This window comes from Streptomyces sp. NPDC029122, from assembly GCF_055569445.1.
The window spans coordinates 1-22,810 of sequence record NZ_JBVHWK010000016.1 but is presented as its reverse complement, the minus strand read 5'-3'; the positions used below and the strand labels follow the sequence as shown (position 1 = coordinate 22,810).

17 protein-coding genes are annotated in these 22,810 nt (G+C 73.9%); all 17 read left to right on the top strand.

Features of this window, described 5'->3' with window-relative positions; genetic code table 11:
- Positions 1-84 precede the first annotated feature (84 nt).
- The gene (locus tag ACZ4WZ_RS19490; RefSeq protein WP_467891878.1) at positions 85-1,329 is read left to right on the top strand and encodes a hypothetical protein; all 1,245 of its coding nucleotides are present in this window, start codon (positions 85-87) and stop codon (positions 1,327-1,329) included.
- Positions 1,326-3,353, top strand: a complete 2,028-nt coding sequence (locus ACZ4WZ_RS19485) for a VMAP-C domain-containing protein (RefSeq protein ID WP_467891876.1) — start codon at positions 1,326-1,328, stop codon at positions 3,351-3,353. The genes ACZ4WZ_RS19490 and ACZ4WZ_RS19485 overlap by 4 nt, the downstream gene beginning before the upstream one ends.
- Positions 3,354-3,432: 79 nt before the next feature.
- Positions 3,433-4,497: an AAA family ATPase gene (locus ACZ4WZ_RS19480; protein ID WP_467891874.1), complete on the top strand. Its 1,065-nt coding sequence runs from the start codon at positions 3,433-3,435 to the stop codon at positions 4,495-4,497.
- Entirely contained in the window at positions 4,494-8,447 is a 3,954-nt protein-coding gene (locus ACZ4WZ_RS19475; protein ID WP_467891872.1) for an SAV_2336 N-terminal domain-related protein, read from the top strand. Before ACZ4WZ_RS19480 ends, ACZ4WZ_RS19475 begins: the two co-directional genes overlap by 4 nt.
- Positions 8,448-8,493: 46 nt before the next feature.
- The gene (locus ACZ4WZ_RS19470) at positions 8,494-9,249 is read left to right on the top strand and encodes a tyrosine-protein phosphatase (protein ID WP_467891870.1); all 756 of its coding nucleotides are present in this window, start codon (positions 8,494-8,496) and stop codon (positions 9,247-9,249) included.
- Between the two features lie 357 nt (positions 9,250-9,606).
- Positions 9,607-11,664, top strand: a complete 2,058-nt coding sequence (fusA, locus tag ACZ4WZ_RS19465; RefSeq protein WP_467891868.1) for an elongation factor G — start codon at positions 9,607-9,609, stop codon at positions 11,662-11,664.
- A gap of 165 nt (positions 11,665-11,829) precedes the next feature.
- Complete coding sequence (locus ACZ4WZ_RS19460; RefSeq protein WP_467891866.1) at positions 11,830-13,278, top strand: MFS transporter; 1,449 nt, start codon at positions 11,830-11,832, stop codon at positions 13,276-13,278.
- A 145-nt stretch (positions 13,279-13,423) separates the two neighbouring features.
- Positions 13,424-14,629 (top strand): trans-sulfuration enzyme family protein, encoded by a 1,206-nt coding sequence (locus ACZ4WZ_RS19455; RefSeq protein WP_467892089.1) that lies wholly within the window; start codon positions 13,424-13,426, stop codon positions 14,627-14,629.
- Positions 14,630-14,693: 64 nt separating this feature from the next.
- The gene (locus ACZ4WZ_RS19450) at positions 14,694-15,200 is read left to right on the top strand and encodes a MaoC family dehydratase (RefSeq protein WP_467891864.1); all 507 of its coding nucleotides are present in this window, start codon (positions 14,694-14,696) and stop codon (positions 15,198-15,200) included.
- Positions 15,201-15,239: 39 nt separating this feature from the next.
- Entirely contained in the window at positions 15,240-16,079 is an 840-nt protein-coding gene (locus ACZ4WZ_RS19445; protein WP_467891862.1) for a class I SAM-dependent methyltransferase, read from the top strand.
- Complete coding sequence (locus tag ACZ4WZ_RS19440) at positions 16,076-17,122, top strand: methyltransferase domain-containing protein (RefSeq protein ID WP_467891860.1); 1,047 nt, start codon at positions 16,076-16,078, stop codon at positions 17,120-17,122. Before ACZ4WZ_RS19445 ends, ACZ4WZ_RS19440 begins: the two co-directional genes overlap by 4 nt.
- A 70-nt stretch (positions 17,123-17,192) precedes the next feature.
- The gene (locus ACZ4WZ_RS19435; protein WP_388946376.1) at positions 17,193-18,086 is read left to right on the top strand and encodes a diiron oxygenase; all 894 of its coding nucleotides are present in this window, start codon (positions 17,193-17,195) and stop codon (positions 18,084-18,086) included.
- 33 nt (positions 18,087-18,119) lie between these two features.
- A complete protein-coding gene (locus tag ACZ4WZ_RS19430; protein ID WP_467891857.1) occupies positions 18,120-18,980 on the top strand; it encodes a class-II aminoacyl-tRNA synthetase family protein in 861 nt (286 codons plus the stop codon).
- Position 18,981: 1 nt separating this feature from the next.
- Positions 18,982-19,752 (top strand): holo-ACP synthase, encoded by a 771-nt coding sequence (acpS, locus tag ACZ4WZ_RS19425; RefSeq protein WP_467891855.1) that lies wholly within the window; start codon positions 18,982-18,984, stop codon positions 19,750-19,752.
- Positions 19,749-20,963 (top strand): methionine adenosyltransferase, encoded by a 1,215-nt coding sequence (gene metK / locus ACZ4WZ_RS19420; RefSeq protein ID WP_467891853.1) that lies wholly within the window; start codon positions 19,749-19,751, stop codon positions 20,961-20,963. The genes acpS and metK overlap by 4 nt, the downstream gene beginning before the upstream one ends.
- Before the next feature lies 1 nt (position 20,964).
- The gene (locus ACZ4WZ_RS19415) at positions 20,965-21,948 is read left to right on the top strand and encodes a carbohydrate kinase family protein (RefSeq protein ID WP_467891851.1); all 984 of its coding nucleotides are present in this window, start codon (positions 20,965-20,967) and stop codon (positions 21,946-21,948) included.
- Positions 21,945-22,810 (top strand): homocysteine S-methyltransferase family protein (locus tag ACZ4WZ_RS19410; protein WP_467891849.1); only part of this gene is annotated, 866 nt, incomplete at its 3' end. The genes ACZ4WZ_RS19415 and ACZ4WZ_RS19410, both read left to right, overlap by 4 nt.

Below are 22,810 nucleotides of genomic sequence, written 5' to 3'. Positions count from 1 at the left end.
CGAACCGGCCGTTCCGCGGGCCGGCACGGCCGCTCGGCGCTATCGTGCCCGGCGGGGGAGTGCGACGAGGGGGCGGTGCGGGTCATGCGGTTTCTGTTCGTTCACGGTACGGGGGTGCGGCGGGAGCGGCACGACGCGCTGTTCGGGCTGGTGCGGGAGCGGCTCGCCGACCGGTTCCCCGGGGCGGAGGCCGAATCCTGCTTCTGGGGCGAGCGGTTCGGCGCCGGGCCGGGAGCCGGTGCCCGGTCCGTGCCCGGGGCGGCCGTCGAGGCGGACGGGGGCGGCGAGACCGCCGAGTGGGGGCTGCTGCTGGCCGACCCGCTGTGCGAGCTGCGGGTCCTGGCCGAGGCCGGCTGGGGCGAGGAGGAAGGGGCCGAGGAGGCAGGGGGCGACCCCTTCGCGATGCCCGGCTTACGGCCCGCCGGAGAGCGGGTACTGGAGCCCCTGCACCGGCTCGCCGAAGCCGTGCCGGACCCCGGAGCCCCCGACGAACTGCGGTCCCTGCTCGACGGTACCGGCCTCGCCGCCGTGTTCCGTCCCGCGCTGGAGGCCACCGCCGACTCCGCCGAAGCGGCCCGCGCCGCGGCCCGCACCACCACCGAACCGCAGGCCCGCGAGCTGGCCACCGCCCTCGCCCGGGCCGTCACCGCCACCGCCCTCGCCGCCGCCGGGGCCGACGCCGACTGCACCGCCGCCGAACGGGACCGGCTCGTCGAGCTCCTCACCACCCGCCTCGGCGGCGGCGCCCGCGTCCCCGGCGCCCGGGCCGCCGCCGTCCTCGGCCGGCTCGCGATGCGGGTCACCACCCAGCCGCTGCTCAACGCCTGGCGCGGCTCCCTCACCGCGGGCGCCACCCCCGCGCTCGGCGACATCCTGCGCTACCAGGCCCGGGGCGCCGGGCTGCGTGAGTACCTGCACGAGCGGATCACCGCCCGGCCCGGCCCGACCGTACTGATCGGCCACAGCCTCGGCGGCATCGCCCTGGTGGACCTGCTCGCGCTGGCCGCCGCCGACGGCGAACCCGTGGCCGGCGCCGAACTGCTGGTCACCGTCGGCTCGCAGGCCCCGTACCTCTACGAACTCGGCGCGCTCACCGCCCTCGCCCCCGGCAGCGGGCTCCCGTACGGCTTCCCGCGCTGGCTCAACGTCTACGACCGCCAGGACGTGCTGTCCTACCTCGCCGGCCCCGTCTTCCCCGGCGACCCCCGCGTCAGCGACCACGAGATCAGCAGCCGCCAGCCCTTCCCGGCCAGCCACAGCGCGTACTGGAAACAGACATCCCTCTACGAGCGCATCGAACGGGCGGTGGCCGAGGCGGGGATCGGGTGAGGGCGGACCCCGGCCCGCTGCCCCCGGCCCTGGCACCCCGGCGCACCTTCGCGCTGGTCGCGGGAATCGAGCGGTACGAGATCAGCCACCACTGGAACCTGCGCGGCCCCGCCCGCGACGCCCTGCGCTTCGCCCGGTGGCTGACCGGGCCCGGTGAGGTGCCCGCCGAGAACGTACGGCTGCTGCTGTCCCCGCTCGACGACCCCGACACCCTCGACTGGTCCTCGTCGGAGGGTCTGGCCGCGCTGAGGAGCGCGTACCGGCCCGCTACCGAGGCGAACGCCCGGACGGTCCTGCTCGACGAACTCCCCGCCTGCGACGGCGACCTGCTGTGGATCTTCTGGGCCGGGCACGGCTACCTCGGGCGCGACCGGGAGTTGATGCTGCCCTGCGCCGACGCCCGCCCCGGTCACATCCGCCACCTCAACCTCGACTCCGCGCTGCGCTGGTGGCGCACCGACCTGGTCACGCACCGCCGGTTCCCGCTCCAGGCCGCGCTGGTCGACGCCTGCCGGGTCGACGCGCCCCGCGACAGCCGCTGGAACTTCGGCAGCGCCGACTACGGCGGCGGCCGCACCGTCCCCGGACGGCGGCAGTTCCGGCTGTACGCCTCACGCGAGGGCGAGGCCGCGCAGAACGACGCCGAACGGGGCGCGGGCCGCTTCACCGAGGCCCTGCTCGGCGAGCTCGGGGACCGGTCCGTGCGGGAGGGCGCCGCCGCCCTGCCGGACGCCGCCCGGAGCATCCACCGCGCCTTCCGGGAACTGCGCGAACGCGGCGAGGGCTGGCAGCTGCCGCAGTTCCTCGTCGACCGGGACTGGGACGCCAACTCCTTCCTCGACGACGGCCCGCCCGGGCCGTCCCTGCCCGGCGCCCCCCGCCTCGACCAGACGGGATGGGACGGGCTCGGCGAGCTGTTCGAGGGCCGCGACCTGCCGCGCTGCGCGTACGAGGCCTACGCCTGGGCCTTCAGGGCGGCCGGCTGCACCACCCCCGTGGACGGCGGGCTGCCCGCCGACACCCTCCTCGACGTGGTGGCCGACCTCGACGAGCGGCAGGGGGGCCGGACCGGCATGCCGCTGGCGGTGCCCTTCGTGCACTTCCTCGCCGACCGGGCCGCCCGCCCCGGCGGCGGCCCCGGCGGCGGGCCCGGAGACCCCGCGTGGGCGGCGGCCCTCGCGCGCTGGGTCCGCGCCACCCGCGAGCGGCTCGCCCTGCCCGCCCTGCGCCCGCCGCCGGCCCCCGCCCGCCGGACCACCCTGCACGTGCGCCTGGAGTCCCCGCCCGGCGGCGGGGACGGCCTGCTGGCCCGGATGTGGCTGCGCGGCGAACGCACCCGCCACGTCTGGGAGTCGGAGGGCAGCCCCGTCACGCTGGCCGCGGTCCGCGCCGAACTGGTACGCCGTCTCGCCGAGGGCGACGGCGGGCCCGGGCAGCCGTACGGGGACATCGGGCGCGTCGAGTTCCACGTGCCGTACGAACTGCTGGAGACGGACTTCGACCAGTGGCCCGTCCCGCGCGGCCCAGGCGGCCGGACCCGCCCGCTCGGCATGGTCCACGAGGTGGTGGTGCGCTGCCCGCAGGAGCGTGAGGACACCCGCGCCGAATGGCGGGCCGCATGGCGCTGGCTCCACGTCCACGACGGCCGCCACCCCGACTCCGTACGGCTGGTCGAGGACCCGGACGTCACCGACGCGCTCGGGCTGCGCCTGGGGGCGCGGCCGGCGCCCGCCTGCGTCCTCGGGCACGTCACGGGCAGCCGGACGGCGGCGCTGCTGGAGGCCGTGCTCGAGGGCGGGGTGCCCGTCGCGGTGTGGCGGCGCGGCGGCGGAGCACCGGCCGGCGGGCTGCCCGCGCTGCTGGCCCCGGAGGCGGGCCCCGGGGCGCCCGCGGTGTTCGGTCTGCCCGCCCGGGTGCGGGAGGTGCGCCGGGCGGCCGCCGGACAGGACCCTGAAGGGGAAGACCAGTTGGTCTTGTTGTGGGACGATCCCGACGACACCGTCGACCTCCGCTCCCTGACCTGACCCCGCCGCCCACGACCCCGCCCCGAAGGCCGGCCCGCGATCCGGCCCCGACCCCGAACGCACGACCGGCGAAGAGACGATGGAGGCACAGGCAGTGGCGAAGGACTGGTGGCTGTACCAGGGCGCGGGCTCCGGAGAGGAGCGCCGCGCCCGGCTGGAGGCGGGAACGCCGCCGCCCTGGCGGGACTTCACGGGCGTCCCCGACGGGTCCTACGGGCCGCCCGGCTGCTCCGGGGAGGCCTGGGAGCGCACCCGGCGGCGCGGCGAGGGCTACGTCCCCGACGAACCGGAGAAGGACGTGGTCAACACCGCCCTGCACCTGCGCCGGCCCCTGCTGATCACCGGCAAGCCCGGTGTCGGCAAGTCCACCCTCGCCTACAGCATCGCCGCCGACCTGGCCCTGGGCCCCGTACTGCACTGGCCGATCACCAGCCGCACCGTGCTGCGCGACGGCCTCTACCTCTACGACGCCATCGGCCGGCTCCAGGAGGCCGGACTGGCACAGGTCCGCGTCCCCGGCTCCCGTTTCCCCCAGGCCCAGGAGACCCCCTCCATCGCCCGCTACCTGCGCCTGGGCCCGCTCGGTACCGCCCTCCTGCCGCAGGGCCGGCCGCGCGTCCTGCTCATCGACGAGATCGACAAGAGCGACATCGACCTGCCCGGTGACCTCCTCACCGTCTTCGAGGACGGCGGCTTCGTCATTCCCGAACTGGCCCGGCTCGCCAAGGAGGAACCCACCGTCGCCATCGGCACGGACGACGACCCCGACGCCGGCGTGGCCGTCACCCAGGGCCGCGTGCAGTGCAGCTACTTCCCCGTCGTCATCCTCACCAGCAACGGCGAACGCGACTTCCCGCCCGCCTTCCTGCGCCGCTGCGTCCGCCTCCACCTTGAGGCACCCGGACCGGAGAAACTCGCCCGCATCGTGCGCGGGCGGCTCGGCGTCGACATCACCGGCGCGGACGCGGCCGAGTACCAGGACCTCGTACGGAGCTTCCTCGAACGCGCCGAAGACGGCGACCTCGCCACCGACCAGCTCCTCAACGCCATCCAGCTGCGCCTGGCCGGGGCCTGGTCGGCGCCCGCCGACCGCGACCGCTTCCTCGACACCGTCATGCAGCACCTCACCGGGCCCACCGCGTGATCGAGAGGCTGCTCGCCGCCTTCTCCGAGGGCGCCGAGGACGGCGCCGCGCCGCCCACCGGCACGGGCCCCGAGGAGATCGCCGACATCCTCTGGCTGGCCGCCCGCGTCGACCCGGCCGCCGCCGCGTCCCGGGAGCCGGGCGCGCGCCGGTCCGGCCCGCCGGAACCGGACGCGGCCCCGCGGGCGCCCCGGCGTTCCGAGCCGGCGTCCGGCCCCGGCCGGGCCGGCCCCCCCGCCGCCGGGGCCGTCCAGCTCTTCCCCGCCGCCCGCGTCCCGGCGGAGCCGCCCGGCGCGCCCGGCGCCGCCGCGCCGGGTGAGGCCCCGCCGGGTGCGGGCGGGGGCGCGCGGCGCGGCGTACCGCTGCGGCTGCCCCGTACCGCCTCCCTCGACGACCCGCTCGCCCTGATGCGCTCGCTGCGCCCCGTCGGACGCCGCTCCATCGGCGGGCCGGGAGAGGAGCTGGACGAGCAGCTCACCGTGGAGCGCAGCATCGAGGCGATGGTCCCGACTCCGGTGCTGCGCCCCGCGGAGAGCCGCTGGCTCGACCTGGCCCTCGTCGTCGACACCCACCCCTCGATGCTGCTCTGGGCCGACCTCGTGGCCGAGCTGCGCGGGGTCCTCACCCGCAGCGGGGTCTTCCGCGACGTCCGCACCTGGCAGCTCAACGGCACCGGCCCCGGCGGCACCCCGATGCTCGCCCGGGGCCGCGGCGGCCCGCCCCGCAACCCGCTGGAACTGGCCGACCCGGCCGGCCGCCGGCTGATCCTCCTCGTCTCCGACACCGTCGCCGGAGGCTGGCAGGAGGCCCCGCTGATGCGCGTCCTGCGGCACTGGAGCACCCACAACGCCGTGGCCGTGCTGAACGTGCTGCCCGAACGGCTGTGGACCCGGGGCGCGGTGCGGCCCGTGCCCTTCGCCGTCCGCTCCGACCGGCCCGCCGCCGCCACCCGCTCGTGGCAGCGGGCCCCCGCCGCCCGGCGGGCGCGCGGCGGCGGGCCCATGGTCCCCGTGGTCGGAGCGGCCTCCGCCAGTCTGGCCCGGCTCGCGCGGACGGTGTCCGGCGACGGGCGCTGGCGCCGCCTGGCCTGCCTGCGCCTGGACGCCGCCCCCGGGCCCGCCGCGGTCCCGGAGCGCCGGGACACCACCGCGCTGGAGGCGGTGGAGCGGTTCCGGGCGAGCGCCTCCCCGACCGCCCAGCAGCTCGCCGCCCACCTGGCCGCCGTACCGCTGACGCTGCCCGTGATGACCCTCGTACGGCGCTCCCTGCTGCGGGACTCCGAACACGGGCACCTGGCGGAGGTGGCCCTCGGGGGGCTCTTCGCCCCCTGGGAGGGGCAGCAGCGGCCGGAGGAGGCCGAGTTCGACTTCCTGCCGGGGGTACGGGAGGTGCTGCTCGGCTCCCAGCTGCGCGGGGAGGTCGCCGCCGTACGGGAGCTCGTGCGCCGCCGGGTCTGGGAGTTCATGTACCGCCACCGGGGCACGGGCCCCGACTTCTCCGCGATCCGGGTCACCACGGGCGCGGAGGGGCGCCGCCGGGTCCCGGAGGGGGCGCTGCCGTTCGCGGAACGGCCCGTGGCCGGCGAGGGGGTGACCGAGGGAGTGGTGCGCGTCCGCTTCGAGCCCCTGAGCGAGCCGCGCGAGGTGGGCACCCTGCTGTCCCCCCGGCTGGTGCTCACCGCCGGGGACGTGGCGCGGCCCCGGGAGACCGTCGCCTGGGTCTCCCTGCCGGACGGCCGGGAGACCGCCTGCCGCCCCGTGTGGTGGGACGACGCGAGCCCGCGCGTGCTGGTGCTGGAGAGCGGGGAGGACCTGGCGGACCCCGGGCTCTTCACGGCGCCGGCCTGGGAGGCGTCGCCCGCGCCGGAGGAACCGTCGGCCGTGGTCCACGGGTTCGCGGACGGCCGGGACTGGCTCACGGCCGCGGGCGACACACGGGTGCAGGCCGGTGCGTACAACGGTGAGATCGTCGGGATCTCACCGGAGGTGGAGGACTGGGCCCACTTCAGGGGCGCCCCGGTGTTCTCGGTGCCCGGTGGGCTGCGCGGTGTCGTGCACACGGTCCGGCCCGACCGGATGGTGTTCCTCACGGCCGGGGCCCTGCTCGCCGAGGACGGCTTCCGGGCCGTGCTGGGCGAGCAGGCGCCCGGGGAGGGGGTGACCCTGGCCGTGCGTGCGGCCGCGAGCGTCCACGGGCCCGGTCGCTCCGCGCGCCGGGAGCTGACCGGCCTCCTGGTACGGGCGATGGACGACGCCGGAGTCGCCGGGCGGGTGGAGAGCGCGTCGATGGGCGTGAGCACCTCCCTGTCCGGGCCGGACGCCTTCGCCCGGGCCGGGCTGTTGCTGCTCGCTCTGTACCGGGCCGTGGGCCGGAGCCCCGCTTCGGGTCCTCCGCTCGCCGTGGCCCTGGCGGTACACGGTCCCGGGGGCGACGCCGAGACCATGGACCGGCTCCTCGACAACGACGTGATCAACGCGTGGCTGAGGACCAGCGGCCCGGACGACACCCTGCGCCTCGTCCTCACCCTCTCCCGGTCCCTGTACGAGGAACTGCTCGACCTGTTCGGCCCGTTGGCCCTGCGCCCCCTCACACCCCTGGTGGGCGAGACGCGGGGATGGTTCCTCGTCGGGGATCCCGGCCGGGTGGCGGAGCTGCTGGCGGACGCGGAGACGTACCGGCTGGAGGAGTCCGTGTGGCCCCGGTGCGGCTCCGGCGCCTCCGAGGACGGCCCGTCGGGGTGCATCGGCATCCGGCTGCCGGGCCACCGCACCTGCCTGGCCCACCTCGCGCGCGCCGAGCAGGACGCCTACCTGGGGAGCCTGGGGCCCGGTTCCTCCGTCGACTTCCGCGGTACCACCTTCGCGGACGGCCTGCTGGGGCGGGTGCTCGACGCGGTGCGGGACCCGGGGACGGGGCGGGTCCGGCTGGGCTCGGCGGCCTTCGTACGGGCGTGTTTCAAGGACGGGTGGGAGGAGCCGGCCCCCACCTTCACCGGCGACGCCGACTTCCGCCGCGCCGTGTTCGAGGAGGCGGCGGCCTTCGCCGCGGGCACCTTCCGCGGGCGGGCGTCCTTCGGCCGGGCCGTCTTCGAGCAGGCGGCCGTCTTCGGGCACGCCGGCTTCGGGGGAGAGGCCGTCTTCGACCGCGCCGTGTTCCTCAGGGCCGCCCGGTTCGCGGGCACCAACTGGCTCGGCGGCGTCTCGTTCCGGCGTGCCGTGCTGGAGGAGGAGGCGGTGCTGGAGGGGATGACGGTGCGGGGGCGGGCGGATTTCGACCGGGTGGTCTTCAAGGGCCGGCTGTCCCTCGGGCAGTCCGTCTTCCGGGAACCGGCCTCCTTCACGCGCGTGGTGTGCGAGGGGCCGCTGTCCGTGCTCGGCACCCGTTTCGCGGGGGAGTCGGACTTCGAGTCCCTGGTCTGCGAGGGCGAGGCGGTCTTCCGTGACGCCCGCTTCGACGGTGCGGCCGCCTTCGGCGGTGCCCGTTTCGAGGGCCTGGCGGTCTTCGACGCGGCCCGGTTCGGGGACCGGGCGGGCTTCGGGGACGCCCGCTTCCGGGGCTCGGCCCTGTTCGAGAACACCGTGTGCGCGGCAGGAGTGGCCTTCGACGACGCCGTCTTCGAGGGGATGTTCCGGTGGGCGGATTCGAGGGCGGAGACGGCGGCGGCCGGTTTCGCAGGCGCCCGCTTCCGGGGGTCCGCCCGTTTCCAGCGCGCCGAGTTCGAGGGCGGCACCGTCTTCGACGGGTCCGTGTTCGACGGCTCCGTCGCCTTCGAGGGCTGCGACTTCCGGGCCGCCGTCTCCTTGGCCGGTACCACCTTCCACGGGCCGGTCTCCCTCACGGACGTCACCCTCGCCGAGCCCCTGGACCTCCCCGGCGGCTGGGCCGCGGCCGAGACGGACGGGGTGTGGGAGATCACCTCCCCCGCCCCTGAGGAACCCGGTGATCACTGAGGCATCCTGGCCGCACCCGTCCCACCGACCCGCCCAGGAGCCCCCGTTGACCCGCGAGCCCACCCGCGAGGAACGCCGCCACGTCCCCTTCGAACGCCTCCACAACTTCCGCGACATGGGCGGCTACCGCTCGGCCGACGGCCGGGCCGTCGCCTGGGGCCGCCTCTACCGGGCCGACTCCCTCGGCAAGCTCCACGGCGCCGACTGGGACCGGTTCCTCGGGCTCGGCGTCCGGACCGTCATCGACCTGCGCTACCCCTGGGAGATCGAGGCCAAGGGCCGGATACCGGAGCCGGAGCGCTTCACGTACGCCAACCTCAGCATCGAGCACCGCCCGTACGACCAGGCCGAGATCGACCCCGCCCTCGACCCCTGGCGCTACCTCGCCGACCGCTTCGCGGAGGTGGCCGAGGACGGCGTGGACGAGATCGGCCGCGCCATCGGGCTCATCGCCGACGGCCCCGGCCCCGCCGTCTTCCACTGCACCTCCGGCAAGGACCGCACCGGCCTGATCGCCGCCCTGGTCCTGACCCTCCTCGACGTGCCCGAGGAACAGATCCTGGCCGATTTCGCCCTCACCGAGCTCGCCACCGAGCGCCTCACCGCCGACTGGCACGCCGCCAACCCGGGACGCACCATGCGCTGGCCCTCGTACGGCAGGGCCCCCGCCACCGTCATGTCCCTGGTCCTCGCCGACCTCACCGCCCGGTACGGCTCCCCGTCCGCGTACCTCACCGACGCCGTCGGGATCACCCCGGACACCACGGCGCGGCTGCGCGCCCGCCTCCTGACCGGGGCCTGACAGCCGCCGGGAAAACCAGGTGCCCCGGCCGGTGCGCGCCGCCTACAGTCGCGGTGCGCGCCGCCGCCGGGGCGGTGTCCGCCGATGCCGAGCGAAGAGAAGGGGAACCGGGCCATGCGTACGTACCGCACCGCCGCCGTCGTTCCCCCCTGCCGGTACGACGTGATCCCGGTGTCCCGCAGCGCGCGGTAACAGCCGCGCGGCTGTCACCGTACGCCCGTCGACGCACCCCCGATCCCCAGCACGGCCCCGCCCTCCCGGGCCCGGCCGTGCTCCGCGGCTCCGCCGCGCGGCGGACCGGCGTCCGGGAATCGCGCTGCCCTCTTCCCACCCCAGGCATTCGAAAGGCCCCGGGTCATGCGCACCAACCGTCACACCAGCACCAGCAACACCACTGCCGCCGCTGCCGTACGCAACCTCGGCATCCTCGCCCACGTCGACGCCGGCAAGACCACCGTCACCGAGCGGATCCTCTTCGCCACCGGCACCATCCACAAGCGGGGCGAGGTCCACGACGGGACCACCGTCACCGACTACGACCCCCAGGAACGCGACCGGGGCATCACGATCTTCGCCGCGGCCGTCAGCTGCGCCTGGGACGGGCACCGCGTCAACCTGATCGACACACCCGGACACGTGGACTTCTCCGACGAGGTCGAGCGCTCCCTGCGCGTCCTCGACGGGGCGGTCGCGGTGTTCGACGCCGTCGCCGGTGTCGAACCGCAGAGCGAGTCCGTGTGGCGGCAGGCGGACCGGCACGGCGTACCGAGGATCGCGTTCGTCAACAAGCTGGACCGGGCGGGCGCCGACCTCGACACGGCCGTCGCCTCGATCCGGGAGCGGCTCGGCGCCGTGCCGCTGGTCGTGCAGCTGCCGGTCGGGCGCGAGGACGGTTTCACGGGGGTCGTCGACCTGCTGCGGATGCGCGCGCTGCTCTGGCGCGCCGGCGACGGCGGCCCGTACGAGACGGTGCCCGTGCCGGGACCGCTGCTGGAGGAGGCCCGGCTCAGGCGCCGCCTCCTGGAGGAGACGGTGGCCGGACTCCACCCGGACGCCCTGGAGGAGTTCTGCGCCCGCTCCGCGCTGAGCGAGGGGACGCTGGTGCGCGCCCTTCGGGAACTGACGCTCGCCGGGGACGGCGTGGTCGTGCTGTGCGGCTCGGCGTACCGCAACCGGGGCATCGAACCGCTGCTCGACGCCGTCGTGGCGTACCTGCCCGCGCCGGGGGACATGCCGCCGGTGCGGGAGCGGGCCGCCGACCCGGCGGAGCCCCTCGCCGCGCTCGCCTTCAAGGTGACGGCGACGTCGACGGGGCGGCTGACGTACCTGCGGGTCTACGCGGGCACCTTGCGCAAGGGTGACTCCGTACTGGACCCGGCCACGGGCAGGACGGAACGCGTCGGGCGGATCCTGCGGGTGCAGGCCGACCGGCACGAGGAACGGGAGGAGGCGGTGGCCGGCGACATCGTCGCCGTCGTCGGGCTGAAGTCGGCACGGGCCGGAACCAGCCTGTGCGCGCCGCAGGCGCCCCTGCTCCTCGAACCGCCCACGGTGGCCGACCCGGTGGTGTCGGTCGCGGTCGAGGCCCGCGGCAGCGCCCAGACCGGGCGGCTCGCCTCCGCCCTGGCCCGGCTCGCCGAGGAGGACCCCTCCCTGGTGGTGCGGACCGACGCGGAGACCGGACAGACCGTGTTGTCGGGGCTGGGCGAGCTGCATCTGGAGGTCGCGGTGGAGAAGGTCCGCCGCTTCCACGGGGTGGAGGTCGTCGTCGGACGGCCGCAGGTCTCCTACCGGGAGACCGTCGTGCGCGGAGTGTCCGGCTTCGTGTACCGGCACGTCAAACAGGACGGCGGCGCCGGGCAGTTCGCGCACGTCGTGCTGGACGTCGAGCCGCTGGAGGAGCCCGGTTTCGAGTTCCGTACGGCGGTCGTGGGCGGCCGGGTGCCCCAGGAGTACGCGCGGGCCGTGGAGGCCGGCTGCCGGGACGCCCTCGCCGAGGGTCCCCTCGGCGGGCATCCCGTGACGGGCCTGCGGGTGGTCCTCACGGACGGGGCGACCCACTCCAAGGACTCCTCGGAGATGGCGTTCCGCGCGGCGGGCCGGTTCGCGCTGCGGGACGCCCTGCGCGCCTGCGCGCTGGAGCTGCTGGAGCCGGTCGCGGAGGTCACGGTGACCGTTCCGGACGACGGCGTCGGCGCGGTCCTCGGGGACCTCGCCGCGCGCCGGGGCCGGGTCACGGGCTCCGCCGGGCAGTCCGGGACCTCGGTGATCACGGCTACGGTGCCGCTGGCCGAGCTGTTCGGGTACGCGTCCCGGCTGCGCGGCCGCACCCAGGGCCGGGGCAGCTTCACCAGCCGTCCGGCGGGCCTGGCCGCCGTCCCGGCCTCGGTGGCCGCAGTTCTGACGGCACGTTAGGTGTCGCGCGTGCCCCGTCCCGGCTTCGGCCGGGGCGGGGCACGCGTGTGTCCGGGCGGGGATCCGTACGCGTTTCTCACACCTCTCTTACATACCCCCCATGGGTATGCTACGTTGCTTCGCGAAGGTACCCCCCAGGGGTATATGACAGAGAAAGGTCAGGGCATGTCAACCGTCAATCCCCGGCGCTGGTGGGCACTTGGCGTGCTCGCCGCCGCTCAGTTCATGGTCATCATGGACACCTCGATCATCGGGGTCGCGCTCCCCGAGATGCAGAAGGACCTGGGCTTCTCGCAGGGCGAGCTGCAGTGGGTCTTCAACGCCTACGTCATCGTCTTCGGCGGACTACTGCTGCTCGGCGGGCGGCTCTCCGACCTGTTCGGGGCGCGCAAGATCTTCGCCACCGGCTGGGTCGTCATGATCGTGGGGTCGGTGCTCGCCGCCGCCGCGCAGAGCGCCTCGGTCGAGATCGCCGGCCGGGCCGTCCAGGGGGTCGGCGGCGCGCTGATCGCGCCCTCGGCCATGACCCTGCTGATGATGCTCTTCGGGCACAACCCCAAGGAGCTCGGCAAGGCGATGGCCCTCTACGGCGCGGCGGCCCCCGCCGGCGGTACGGCCGGCGTGTTCCTCGGCGGTGTGTTCACCGAATGGGTGAGCTGGCCGTGGGTCTTCATCATCTACGTCCCGATCGGCGTCGCCACCCTCGCCGCGACCAAGCTGCTGCCCGCCGTCCAGTCCCGCCGCGGTTCCGTCGACGTCCTCGGCGCCGTCGCCGTCACCGCCGGGCTCGCGCTCGCCGTGTTCGCCGTCGTCCGGGCCCCCGAGGTCGGCTGGGGCGCCACCGCCACCGTGCTGGAGCTGATCGGCGCGGCCGTCCTGCTCGTGCTCTTCCTCGTGATCCAGAAGACCGTCCGCGAGCCGCTCATGCCGCTCAGCGTGTGGCGGATCCCGCGCCTCGGCTCCGCCAACCTCGCGATGACGCTGCTCGGCGCCGCCTGGATCCCGATGTGGTACTTCCTCAACCTGTACCTCCAGCAGGTGCTGAACTACGGCGCCTTCGCCTCCGGTGCGGCACTGCTCCCCATGACGGTCCTGCTGATGATCTTCATGACGGCCATCACCGCCCGCCTCATGGGCCGCTTCGGGGCGAAGCCGCTGATCGTGACCGGTCTGCTCGCCCTCGCCGCCGGGCTGGTCTGGCTGTCCGCCGTCGAGCCGACCGGCACCTTCCTGGTCGACGTCCTGCCCGCCTCGCTCGTCGCCGCGCTCGGCATGGCGCTCGCCTACATCCCGGCGATGATCGCCGCGATGTCCGGCGCCCCGCAGGAACAGGCCGGCCTCGCCTCCGGCATCGTCAACACCACCTACAACGTGGGCTCCGCCCTCGGCCTGGCCGCCCTGACCGCGCTCGCCACCACCCAGGGCGCCGGTGAGCTGGGCAACCTGCCCGCCCTCACCGACGGGTTCAGCGCAGCCTTCATCGGCGCCGCCGGCATCGCCGCCGCGGGTGCGGTGATCACCCTGCTCGTGATGAAGGGCGACAAATCCGCCGCCCAGGCCGCCGCTCCCGCCGCCGACGCCCCCGCGTCGCGCAGCGAGACGGCGGGGGTGTGACGTACGGGGTCGCCCCCGCTCACCCAAGGGGTCGCCCGACGTCCTTCCCGGACGTCGGGCGACCCCTTTTTCCGTACCCGGACGAAAGGGAGACCCCTCAATGAAGGACACCTCGATGAAGGACACCTCGATGAAAGACGCCTCGATGAAGGATCCCTCGATGCGGGACATCCGCACCCGGGCCGTGCACGTGGCCCACGAGCTCGAAGTCCCGGGCAGCCGGCCGCTGTCCGTGCCGCTCGTCCAGTCCTCGGCCTTCGCCTTCGACTCGGCCGACGAACTGGCGCGGGCCATGGCCGGACCCGACGGGGCGTACGTCTACAGCCGCCGCGGCAACCCCACCGTGCGCGCCCTCGAACGCACCCTCGCCGGCCTGGAGGGCGGCGCCTCGGCCATCGCCTTCGCCTCCGGGATGGGCGCGATCAGCGGGGTCCTGCTCGCCCTGCTGCGCCCCGGCGACCAGGTGATCGCGCAGCGCTGCCTGTACGGGGGGACGTACGCGGCGCTGAACGACCTGGCGGAGCGCTACGGGGTGCGGGTCGACCACATCAGCGGTGACCACGTGGGGGAGTTCGAGGCGCTCGCCGGGCCCCGTACCCGGCTGCTCGTCCTGGAGACCATCGCCAACCCCACCGGGCAGGTCCCGGACCTGCCCGGTCTCCTGGCGGCGGCCCGCAGGCTCGGCGTGCTCAGCGCCGTGGACAACTCCCTGGCCTCGCCGGTCCTGTGCCGTCCCGTCGAGCACGGTGCGGACATCGTGTTCCACTCCACCACCAAGTACCTCGCCGGGCACTCCGACGTCCTGGGCGGCGCGGCCGTCTTCGCGGACGACGCGCTGCGCCGGGAGGTCTGGCCGCGCACGGTCGAACTGGGCGCCACGCCGGACCCGTTCGCCGTCTGGCTGACCCTGCGCGGGATCGCCACACTTCCGCTGCGGATGCGCGAGCACTGCGCCAACGCGGGCCTGCTCGCGGAGCGGCTGGCGGCCCATCCCGCCGTGGCGGCCGTCCACTGGCCCTGGCTGGGAACGCACCCTTCGTACGCGAGGGCCCGCGAAGTGCTCTCCGGCGGGGGCGGGCTGCTCTCCTTCGAGCTGCACGGCGGCCGTGACGCGGGGCGCGCCTTCGTCGAGGGGGTGCGGCTGGCGCGGCTCGCGCTGTCGCTGGGCGGGGTGGAGACGCTGGTCACCCACCCCGCCAGCACCTCCCACCGGGAGCTGGACGAAGGGGCGTTGGCGCGCGCCGGCATCGGTCCGGGCCTCGTCCGGATGTCGGTCGGCATCGAGGATCCGGAGGACCTCTGGCAGGACAGCGAACAGGCACTGCGGTCTTCTTTTGGGTTGACAAAATAATCGGCTGATTCGTAGATTGGTTCACGCCAGAGAAACCACTCCTCTCCGTCAAGGGGGTTGCGTGATGCGCTACTTCGAGGACTTCCGGACCGGTGACGTCCACGAACTGGGCACCGTCACCGTCACGACGGAGGAGGTGCTGGAGTTCGGCCGGCGCTTCGACCCCCAGCCCTTCCACACCGACCCCGAGCTCGCCGAACGGTCCCCGTTCGGGGGCCTGATCGCCAGCGGCTGGCACAGCGCCTCGATGTTCATGCGCCGTTACGTGGACGGGCTGCTCGCCTACAGCGCCTGTACCGGTTCCCCCGGCGTCGACGAGATCCGCTACCTGCGGCCCGTCCGCCCCGGGGACGTGCTCACGGCGCGCGTCGAGATCCTGGGCTCGCGCCCCTCGCCGTTCAACCCGCGCACCGGCGTCGTCCAGCCCAAGTGCACGCTGGCCGACGCCGACGGGAACGTCGTGTTCAGCATGATCCTGCACAGCATCTTCGAGCGGCGGCCCGCCGAGTGCGACGCGCCGCACCCCGCCGCCGCCGAGGACCCCGTCGTCCGCGCGGGCTCCCCGGCCTGACCTCCGCCCCCCTGCCCGACGAAGCGAAGGGAGCCTCCCGTGGAGGCCGTATCCCGCACCGCCCAGTGGACCGCCGCCGCGCGGGCCCTGGAAACCGAGCGCGAGGACCGGCTGTTCGCCGATCCGTACGCGCGCACCGTCGCCGACACCATCGGCTTCGACCTGCTCGAGCGCTACGCCGGCGCCGGCACCGTGCCGTTCCTCGCCATCCGCACCACCTACCTGGACCGGGCCATCGTCCGCGCCGTCCAGGAGCACGGCATCCGCCAGGTCGTGTTCCTCGCCGCCGGCATGGACACCCGCTTCTACCGCCTCCCGTGGCCCGACGGCGTCACCGTCTACGAACTCGACCGCCCCGCGCTCCTGGAGGCGAAGGCCGAGATGCTCGCGGGGGAGCCGGCCCCGGCCGGGCGCACCCGCGTCACCGTCCCCGTCGACCTCACCCAGGACTGGACGGGCCCGCTGGAGGAAGCCGGCTGGCGCGCCGACCAGCCCGTGCTGTGGGTCGTCGAGGGCCTCCTCTTCTTCCTCCCCGAGCAGGCCGTGCGGGGACTGATCTCCACCCTCGCCGGGCACTCCGCTCCCGGCTCCGTCCTGCTCGGCGACGTCATCAGCAAGGCGGCCCTGCAGAACCCGCTGTCGCGGCCCTTCCTCAACTGCCTGGAAGAGGACGGCAACCCGTGGCTCTTCGGCACGGAGAACCCCGAGGAACTGCTCGCCGAATGCGGCTGGGACGTACGCGAGGTGCGCCAGCCCGGCGAGGACGGCGCCGACTTCGGACGCTGGCCCTACCCGGTGCCCGCCCGCAGCGTCCCGCGCGTCCCGCGCTCCTTCCTGTTCACCTGTGACCTCCCCACCGCCGAGGTGAAAGCAGCATGACCGCCGTCGAGGACTTCCACCAGCGCGTCATCAGCGACGCCGGCGCCGCCGTACGCGGCCTGACCGTCGCCCTCGGCGAGCGGCTCGGCCTCTACCGCGCCCTCGCCGAGGCCGGCCCGCTCACCCCCGCCGCCCTCGCCGAGCGCACCGGGATCAACGCCCGCTACGCGGAGGAGTGGCTGCACGCCCAGCTGAGCGCCGGGTACGTCGAGCGCCACCCGAGCGCCGGCACGTACGCCCTGCCCGCCGACCACGCCCCGGTGCTGGCCGACCCGAGCGCGGTCACCTTCGCCGCCGGGTTCTTCACCGCCCTCAAGGCCCTCTACGGCACCGAGGACCTGCTCGTGGACGCGTACCGCACCGGTGACGGCGTCGGCTGGGCGGAGCACGATCCCGCCCTCGACACCGGCATGGGCAGCTTCTTCCAGCCCACCTACGAGCACCGCCTCGTCGCCGACTGGCTGCCCTCCCTCACCGGCGTCACCGGCAAGCTGGCCGCCGGCGGCACCGTCGCCGACGTCGGCTGCGGCGTCGGCCACACCACCCTGCTGATCGCGAAGGCCTTCCCGCAGGCCACCGTCCACGGCTTCGACTACTCCGAAGAGGCCATCTCGATCGCCCGCCAGCTGGCCGAGGAGGCGGGCCTCTCGGACCGCGTCGTCTTCGAGGTCGCCTCCGCCGACGACTACCCCGGCACCGGCTACGACCTGGTCACCTTCTTCAACGCCCTGCACGACATGGGCGACCCGGTCTCCGCCGCCCAGCACGTGCACAAGTCCCTGGACGCGGACGGCACCTGGATGCTGGTCGAGTCGAACGTCTCGCCCGACGACATCGACACCCAGACCCCGGCCGCCCGCATGTTCATGGCCCTCTCCGCCGTGATGTGCCTGCCCGTGGCCGTCGCCCAGCGCGGCCCCCACGCGCTCGGCAACCACTCCGGCGAGAAGGCCTTCCGCGCCATCGCCGAGGAGGCCGGCTTCACCCGCTGGCGCCGCGCGACCGAGACCCCGGTCAACGCCGTCTACGAAGTCCGGCCGTAGCCGGCCGCCGCACCGGCCGCGCCGCCCGGGCCGCGGCCCAGGGCCACACCACACCACCCGAGGAGTCCCCATGGGCGTCAGCGCCCCCCTGCCGGTCAGCGACCGGTTCCTTGAAGTCCTCGAGCGGCTCAGCCACCGCTCCATCGAGGAGTACTACAACCCGTACCAGCAGTTCGACTGGCCCGAGAAGCTCGACGAGGGCCGCATGTGGATGACCCCCGAGCTGCTCACCGTCTACGGCACCCCCTTCTACGAGGAGCTCGGCGAGGAGACCCTCCAGCGCCTCTCCAAGTGGGAGAGCATCAACTTCTACAGCCTCAACGTGCACGGCATCCGCGAACTGCTCATCGAGGTCGTCGGCCGCATCCACATGCCCGGCTTCGAGGTGCCCTCGGACTTCTTCCACCACTTCATCGGTGAGGAGAACGAGCACATGTGGTTCTTCGCCGAGTTCTGCCGCCGCTACGGCGACAAGATCTACGGCTCCACCGCCCTGCGCGCCGACTCCGCCTGGGAGCCGGAGGTGGAGAACTTCCTCGTCTTCGCCCGCATCCTGTTCTTCGAGGAGCTCGTCGACCACTACAACACGCGGATGGCACGGGACGAGGACCTCTGCCACACCATCCGCGAGGTCAACCGCATCCACCACCAGGACGAGTCCCGCCACATCGCCTTCGGCCGCGAGCTGGTCTCCCTGCTCTTCGACCGGATGCGCCAGGCCGTCCCCGCCGCCCGGGTCGCCGAGGTCGAGGCGTACCTCAAGCGGTACGTGGTCTACAGCCTCAACTCCCTCTACAACCCGCACGTCTACCGCGACGCCGGCATCGCCGACCCGGTGGGACTGCGGAACGCACTGGTCGCCGACGAGCGCCGCCGGCCCTTCGAGCGCAAGACCATCCGCAAACCGCTCGGCTTCTTCCTGAAGACCGGGATCTTCACGGACGACGTCCTGCCCGTCGTCTGAGAGGCCCCACCGCCGCCCGAGAGGTGACTCCCCATGACCGCCATGACCACCGACAGCGCCAGAGACACCCGGGGCCTGCCGTCGCTCGGCCCCGAGGGCACCGCCCTGCTGCGGCTGCTCGACGACACCTTCGAGAGCTGGGGCGTCCAGGCGGGCGCCCGCTCGATGACCATGCCCCCGCTGCTGCCGGCCGCCGACCTGGCCCGGCTCGACTACTACGACAACTTCCCCCACCAGGCCGTCGTCGCCGCGCCGCTGAACCTGGACGTCCGGGAGACCAGCGAGTTCTGTACCGACACCGGCTGCTTCCCCTGTGACGCGCTGGAGCCGGCCGCCCTCGGCCTGCCCTCCGCGTCCTGCTACGCCGTCTACATCGACCACCAGGGCCGCCCGGCCGCCGACGACGAGCTCTTCACCGTGGTCGGCTGGTGCTTCCGCAAGGAGGCCCACTACGAGGGACTGCGCCGGCAGCTCGGTTTCCGCATGCGGGAGATCGTCGCCATCGGCACCCGCGAGCACGCCGAACAGCACCTCGCGGCCTTCACCCGGCGGATCAACGCCTTCGCCGAGGCCCTGGACCTGCCGCTGAGCCGCGAGGCCGCCTGCGACCCGTTCTTCGACAAGGGCAGCTCCAAGGCCGTGCTCCAGCGCCTGACCCCGGTCAAGCACGAGTTCCTGTACGAGGACCTCGCGATCGCCTCCGTCAACACCCACCGCAACTTCTTCGGCGACCGGTGCGAGATCCCCCTCGCCTCCGGCGGCGGCCCCGCCTTCACCAGCTGTGTCGCCTTCGGGCTCGAGCGCTGGCTGTCCGCGCTCACCCGCCGCCACGGCAGCTGGGGTGCCGCGACCGCCGCCGTCCTGCGGGCGAACGCGGCCGGGCCGGCGATCTGAGGTGCCGACCCGACCCGTCGCCGCCCCGCCGGCGGGTGGCCTGGGCTGGGCGAACCTCGGCATGGACATCGTGTCCGTCACCCGTGTCCGCCGGCTGCTCGCCCTCTACGGCGAGGACTTCTTCCAGCGCATGCTCACCCCCCGCGAACTCGCCGACTGCCGTACCTCCGCCAGGCTCGACGTCCTGAGCCTGTGCGGGCGGATCGCCGCCAAGGAGGCGGCGTTCAAGACCCTGCGCGTCCGCACCGTGTTCCTGCCCTGGCGGGACATCATCGTGCGGCGTTCCGAGGGCGGCTGGCCGCTCGTGGAACTCCACCGGTCCGCCGCCGAGATGGCGACGCGGTCCGGTATCGCCGGGATCACCGTGACCATCAGCCACGACGTGGACTACGCGGTGGCGGTCGCCGCCCCCGTACTGGATCCCCTCGCCGTCCCCGAGCCGCTGCCGGTCCCGGAGACCGCGCCCGCCGTGCCCGCACTTCCCCCCACCCCACCCGTACACAGCACTCCAAGGAGAAACACCATGTCCGAAGGCCTGCAGCTCGTGAAGAACTGGCTCCTCGCCCGCCACGAGGAGCTCGACGACATCGCCGGCGACCTCGACCTCATCGAGAACCGCCTGATCGACTCGCTGTCCTTCGTCGAGTTCGTGTTCCTGCTGGAGCAGCACAGCGGCCGCGCCATCCAGCTGGAGACCCTGGAGGTCGATGAGATCCGCACCCTCGACGCCATCCGCACCCACTTCTTCAGCGCCGAGGCGGTCCAGGCATGAGCAAGCGCCTGTTCACCTCGGAATCCGTGACCGAGGGCCACCCCGACAAGATCGCCGACCGGATCAGCGACACGATCCTCGACGCGCTCCTGCGCGAGGACCCGGCGTCCCGCGTCGCGGTCGAGACGCTGATCACCACCGGCCAGGTCCACATCGCCGGAGAGGTCACGACCACGGCGTACGCGCCGATCGCCGAACTGGTGCGCGGTGCCATCCTCGACATCGGCTACGACTCCTCCAAGAAGGGCTTCGACGGGGCCTCCTGCGGCGTCTCGGTGTCCATCGGCGCGCAGTCCCCGGACATCGCCCAGGGCGTGGACACGGCCTACGAGCAGCGCGTCGACGGCGAGGGCGAGGGCGACGGGCTCGACCAGCAGGGCGCGGGCGACCAGGGCCTGATGTTCGGCTACGCCACGGACGAGACGCCCGAGCTGATGCCGCTGCCGATCCACATCGCGCACCGCCTCTCGCGCCGGCTGACTCAGGTCCGCAAGGAAGGGATCGTGCCCTACCTGCGCCCGGACGGAAAGACCCAGGTCACCATCGAGTACGACGGTGACAAGGCCGTCCGCCTGGACACGGTCGTCGTGTCCTCGCAGCACGCCGCCGACATCGACCTGGACGCGCTGCTGACCCCGGACATCCGGGAGTTCGTGGTCGAGCACGTGCTGGCGCGATTGGCCGAGGACGGCATCAAGCTGGACACCGAGGGCTACCGGCTGCTGGTGAACCCGACGGGCCGTTTCGAGATCGGCGGTCCGATGGGTGACGCCGGCCTGACCGGCCGCAAGATCATCATCGACACCTACGGCGGCATGGCCCGTCACGGCGGCGGCGCGTTCTCCGGCAAGGACCCCTCGAAGGTCGACCGTTCCGCCGCGTACGCGATGCGCTGGGTCGCCAAGAACGTGGTCGCCGCCGGTCTGGCCGCCCGCTGCGAGGTCCAGGTCGCGTACGCCATCGGCAAGGCCGAGCCCGTCGGCCTCTTCGTCGAGACCTTCGGCACCGGCACCCTGCCCGACGAGCGCATCCAGGAAGCCGTCTCCGAGGTCTTCGACCTCCGCCCCGCCGCGATCGTCCGCGACCTCGACCTGCTGCGCCCGATCTACGCCCAGACCGCCGCCTACGGTCACTTCGGCCGCGAGCTCCCCGACTTCACCTGGGAACGCACCGACCGCGTCGACGCGCTGCGCACCGCCGCCGGGGTCTGACATGCGCATCGCTGTCACCGGATCCATCGCGACCGATCATCTGATGACCTTCCCCGGCCGGTTCGCGGAGCAGCTGCTGGCGGACCGGCTGGACCGGGTCTCCCTGTCGTTCCTCGCCGACGACCTGGAAGTGCGGCGGGGCGGAGTGGCGGCGAACATCGCATTCGGCCTGGGCGTGCTGGGACTGCGCCCGCTGCTGGTGGGCGCGGTGGGCGGGGACTTCGAGCCGTACCGGGTGTGGCTCAAGGAGCACGGAGTGGACACCGACCCCGTACGCGTGAGCGGCACCCGCCACACCGCGCGTTTCGTCTGCACCACCGACCGGGAGCAGAACCAGATCGCGACCTTCTACGCCGGCGCCATGGCCGAAGCCCGCGAGATCGACCTGCGGGAGGTCGTCGCCCGCTGCGGCAGGCCCGACCTGGTCCTGGTCTCCCCGGACGACCCCGAGGCCATGCTCCGCCACACCCGGGGCTGCCGCGAGCTCGGCATCCCCTTCGCCTCCGACCCCTCGCAGCAACTGGCCCGGCTCGGCCGGGACGAGGTGCGGGAACTGGTCGACGGCGCACACCGGCTGTTCACCAACGAGTACGAGGCCGCCCTGCTGTGCGAGCGGTCCGGGCTCACCGAGGAACAGATCCTCCGGCGGGTCGGCTCCTGGGTCACCACGCGGGGCGAGGCCGGCGTACAGATCCGCCGCGACGGCCGCGAGCCGCTGACCGTGCCCGCCCTGCGGGTCGCGGAGGTCGTGGACCCGACGGGCGTCGGCGACGCCTTCCGGGCCGGCTTCCTCGCCGGAACGGCCTGGGGCGTCCCCGAACGGTACGCGGCCCAGCTGGGCTGCGCGGTCGCGGCGACCGTACTCGACCACGCGGGCACCCAGGAGTACCGCCTGGAGCGGGAGCCCCTGCTGGCCCGGCTCCACGCCGCGTACGGCCCGGCCGCCCTGACGGAACTGTCCACACACCTGGGAGCCCTGGAATGACACGGACACTGCGGGAGGAACTCGCGACCCGCGTGGTGGTCGCGGACGGCGCCATGGGCACGATGCTCCAGGCCGCCGACCCCACACTGGACGACTTCCTGGGGATGGAAGGCTGCAACGAGGTCCTCAACCTCACCCGCCCCGACATCGTCCGCTCCGTCCACGACGAGTACTTCGCGGTCGGCGTCGACTGCGTCGAGACCAACACCTTCGGCAGCAACCTGTCCGCCCTCGCCGAGTACGGCATCGAGGACAAGGTCTACGAACTGTCCGAGGCCGGAGCCCGCATCGCCCGCGAGTCGGCGGACGCGCACACCGCGAGGGACGGCCGGCCCCGCTGGGTACTGGGCTCCATGGGCCCGGGCACCAAGCTGCCCACCCTCGGACACGTGGGGTACGAGCCCCTGCGCGCGGCCTACCAGGAGAGCGCCGAGGGCCTCGTCCGCGGCGGCGCGGACGCGCTGCTCATCGAGACCACCCAGGACCTCCTGCAGACCAGGGCCGCCGTCATCGGCGCGCGGCGGGCGCTGGAGTGGTGCGGCACGGAGGACCTCCCGCTGATCGTCCAGGTCACCGTCGAGGCGACCGGCACGATGCTGCTGGGTTCGGAGATCGGTGCGGCGTTGACGGCGTTGGAGCCGTTGGGGATCGACATGATCGGTCTGAACTGTGCGACGGGTCCGGCGGAGATGAGTGAGCACCTGCGGTATCTGGCCCGTAATGCGCGGATTCCGTTGTCGTGCATGCCGAACGCGGGTCTGCCGGTGCTGACGAAGGGCGGGGCGCATTATCCGCTGTCGGCGGCCGAGCTGGCGGATGCGCAGGAGACGTTCGTGCGTGAGTACGGGCTGTCGCTGGTGGG